This window comes from Oceanobacillus sp. NCCP-135 (genome assembly GCF_059698015.1).
Map to the genome: position 1 here is coordinate 1 of NZ_BAAKSZ010000062.1, position 2,983 is coordinate 2,983.

Here is a 2,983-nt window from a genome sequence, read left to right on the forward strand (position 1 = left end):
ATGCGGGAAATCTGCACGTACGGTTTGATGAGAGGTCGGAGGGCGAAATCCCTCCTCCTACTCTACTTATAAAATGGTAACGTTCAGACTGAAATGCAACTGCTCATCAAGAAACAAATTTGGTCCATTTTATGGGCATGGCAGTAGTAATAGTCGTCTGGCAGTCCAATTATTCAATGTCAAAGGTTGTTGATGTGAAGCTGTTTTGAACCTTTAGGTATATGAAGCCGTTCATAAGGTGAACTGGGTATACCTAAACCTACCCAGTTCTCCTTATGAAACTGTAATAATCACATGAATATTTAGGTAAGCGAATATGTTGAAACCATCAAATGTATACTTGTATTTTTAATCTTTTACCATTACAGGAGTATGATTAATTCCTTTCATAATAGTTGCAATATTTGAACCTGATAAATCCTTACCTCATAGAGAAATGATTAATTCGTAACCAATAACAGTATCTATTGATGGTGTCTCTTACTCATATCTATAATAGATAATTAACTATGACTATGCGACATTCTTAGAAATGCTTAGAAGCAACAAGGTTTCCCACATTCGTTACTATTGATAGAAAATCACAGCAGAATTAACTGAAAGGCATATTTGAAAATATGTTCGTATCTATTGTTGGTAACGATTATTCGTAACTATAAGACTTTGTAATGGAATGATTTTTATGCTGCTTAATGACCTTTAAATTTTCAAAAGGCATTCCGAATAAATTCCGACCTGATACATTTAAAAATCCGAAAACAATATGCACTGAATTTGAATTTGATTAAAAGCAATTAAAACTCGGTAAAGAAACTTTCCAAAGGTTATTAGAATATGGAACAAATGAAGATATAATAATTTAAAAGTTTGGAGGTGATACAATGACGTTTTTAGAGGCATTGGAACTATTGAATAATAACAAAACCATAGGTGAGGTTGCATCTATGGTAGGTATCAAGTCAAAGGATTTAGAAAGAAAACTTGCAAATGTAGCAATTGAATATGATAAAGATGAAAATGAATATAAATACAGAGGCACTGCAGCAGAAGAGTCATTAGGAAGAAATATTAAAAATAGAATTGTAGTTTTATCAGTCGATGCTCCTTTTGTTAATAGGAAGGAAGATAGCCAAAAACGGAAGAGTGATGAGAAAGATATCGATATGGAATATATCATGTTCAAAGAATATCAAAAGGTTAATCATTCCTTATTAAAAGAGAAAAAGACATTTTTCTTAACAGAAGAAATGTATAATACAATAAAAACCCTTAGCACTAATAAATCTTTTAGGATTAATGCTTTACTAAATATCTTGCTAGAAAAGGGACTAGAATACTATAAGGTCGATTTAAAAACAAATAGAAATACAAGTGATTGATTAAATTGTGTATACTGCACAGCAAAGCCCTAGAAAAATTGATAAATCTAGGGTATTGTTGTGCATTTTTTGTTAATCCAGTTTTCTAACACCCACTAATTTTGCACCAGTTATTCTTGTACTCCTTTTTGCTGCTTTCACAAAAAGTATCGCAATTCTTTCATCCTTTGTTAATTTTATTCTCCTAATAATTCTATTTAGCATTTAGTTCCCTCCTATTTTTTCTATAACTATATGAGTAGGAAGATAAAATATGATAGGTATTTAAAAAGTTATACGTTTTAATCAAAGTTTCTCTACCTCACAGGTAAGATGTATTTATACTATAAATTATTTGAAAATAAAAACTTTAAGGTAACTATTAAAATCACAAATTTTTGCAGGTATTATATTTCAAATTGAACGAAGAGGAGGTAAAGAAAGACGATGAATCAAGGGTATGTAAAGTTATACCGAAAATTAATGCAAAGCACAGTTTGGCAGGATCCCCTTAAACTTAGATTATGGCTGTTTTGTTTGATGAAAGCCTCATATAAGAAACGTGAAGTATTAATTGACAATCAAACGATTCAACTCAATTCTGGCCAGTTTGTCACAGGTAGGGATTCAATAGAGAGGGAGTTTAATCGCGACATGCAGACAAAGTATCAAGTAAGTGGTAGAACGTTGTGGAGATGGATGAAGATATTGGAATCGAAGCGATATCTATCCATCAACTCAACTAATAAATATAGCATTGTTACCGTAATTGACTGGGATGTATTCAATAAAAATGACCAACAGATGTCCGAGAATTATCCTGCCAGTGACCAGAAGATGTCCACTAATAATAAAGAGAAGAACTTAAATAAATTAAAAAATAAATCAAATAGAAAACAATCAAATCTGTCTTTGTTAGAAGAAATTATCGAAAAGAGAAATATGAGAAAGGATGAGTTGGATTGACAGAAATAGAGGCTACTTCTATTTTTACAGAGATTGCTTTGGCTTATCCATTTTTTGAGGTTTCCGATGAAAAATTAGATTTTTGGATTAACCAATTAAAGGATATGCCTTATGAGCCTGTAGTGAATAGATTAAAAAAACACATTTATGCAAGTAATTATCCACCTACAATAAGTCAAATTGCAGCATTTGAAAGAGTAGAAAATTCTTTTTTAAAGAAGCTAGACGAAAGGAGAAACAAGTTGAAACATTATGATGATATCTAATATAGAGGCAGAGCAATCAGTACTTGGAAGTATATTGTTAGAAAGTTATTTAATAAAAGAATGTACACTTAAACCTTTTGAGTTTTACTTTGAAGAACATCAGATTATTTATAAGACAATGAAGAAGTTAGATGCTAATGAGGAACCTATTGACCCTGTTACGATAATATCCAAACTAGATTCCGATACAATAGAGAAAATAGGAAATGTTTCTTATCTGGTTGATCTTGTAGAATCTGTTCCATCTACAGAAACATTTAATTACTATCAAAAAATTGTAAGGGAGACATTCAAAGTCAGGAGGTCTATACAATTATGTAATTCATATTGTTTGCAGCCTAGACCGTTGTCCTGATAAAGAACTTTATAGCCAAAAAAGTTGTCATATGATTT

5 protein-coding genes are annotated in these 2,983 nt (G+C 31.3%); 4 read left to right on the forward strand and 1 reads right to left on the reverse strand.

Annotation, left to right across the window (positions count from 1 at the left end):
* Positions 1-881 precede the first annotated feature (881 nt).
* The gene (locus AC6HVZ_RS19415) at positions 882-1,379 is read left to right on the forward strand and encodes a hypothetical protein (RefSeq protein ID WP_497559772.1); all 498 of its coding nucleotides are present in this window, start codon (positions 882-884) and stop codon (positions 1,377-1,379) included.
* A gap of 72 nt (positions 1,380-1,451) precedes the next feature.
* Here the strand turns inward: AC6HVZ_RS19415 and AC6HVZ_RS19420 are convergent, their stop codons facing one another.
* Positions 1,452-1,583 carry a hypothetical protein gene (locus AC6HVZ_RS19420; RefSeq protein ID WP_497559773.1) on the reverse strand — a complete coding sequence of 44 codons (132 nt, stop codon included), beginning with the start codon at positions 1,581-1,583 and terminating at the stop codon, positions 1,452-1,454.
* Positions 1,584-1,805: 222 nt separating this feature from the next.
* Between AC6HVZ_RS19420 and AC6HVZ_RS19425 the strand changes: the two genes are divergently transcribed.
* From AC6HVZ_RS19425 to AC6HVZ_RS19435, 3 genes are read left to right on the forward strand one after another with little or no spacing between them, the layout of a single operon-like run.
* Positions 1,806-2,324 carry a hypothetical protein gene (locus tag AC6HVZ_RS19425; protein WP_497559774.1) on the forward strand — a complete coding sequence of 173 codons (519 nt, stop codon included), beginning with the start codon at positions 1,806-1,808 and terminating at the stop codon, positions 2,322-2,324.
* The gene (locus tag AC6HVZ_RS19430; protein ID WP_497559775.1) at positions 2,321-2,590 is read left to right on the forward strand and encodes a replicative helicase loader/inhibitor; all 270 of its coding nucleotides are present in this window, start codon (positions 2,321-2,323) and stop codon (positions 2,588-2,590) included. The genes AC6HVZ_RS19425 and AC6HVZ_RS19430 overlap by 4 nt, the downstream gene beginning before the upstream one ends.
* Positions 2,580-2,945 (forward strand): DnaB-like helicase N-terminal domain-containing protein, encoded by a 366-nt coding sequence (locus tag AC6HVZ_RS19435; protein WP_497559776.1) that lies wholly within the window; start codon positions 2,580-2,582, stop codon positions 2,943-2,945. The genes AC6HVZ_RS19430 and AC6HVZ_RS19435 overlap by 11 nt, the downstream gene beginning before the upstream one ends.
* Positions 2,946-2,983 lie beyond the last annotated feature (38 nt).

Coding starts and splice junctions, on each gene's coding strand:
- AC6HVZ_RS19415 (WP_497559772.1), top strand. CDS start 882: ATGACGTTTTTAGAGGCATTGGAACTATTGAATAATAACAAAACCATA.
- AC6HVZ_RS19420 (WP_497559773.1), bottom strand. CDS start 1,583: ATGCTAAATAGAATTATTAGGAGAATAAAATTAACAAAGGATGAAAGA.
- AC6HVZ_RS19425 (WP_497559774.1), top strand. CDS start 1,806: ATGAATCAAGGGTATGTAAAGTTATACCGAAAATTAATGCAAAGCACA.
- AC6HVZ_RS19435 (WP_497559776.1), top strand. CDS start 2,580: ATGATATCTAATATAGAGGCAGAGCAATCAGTACTTGGAAGTATATTG.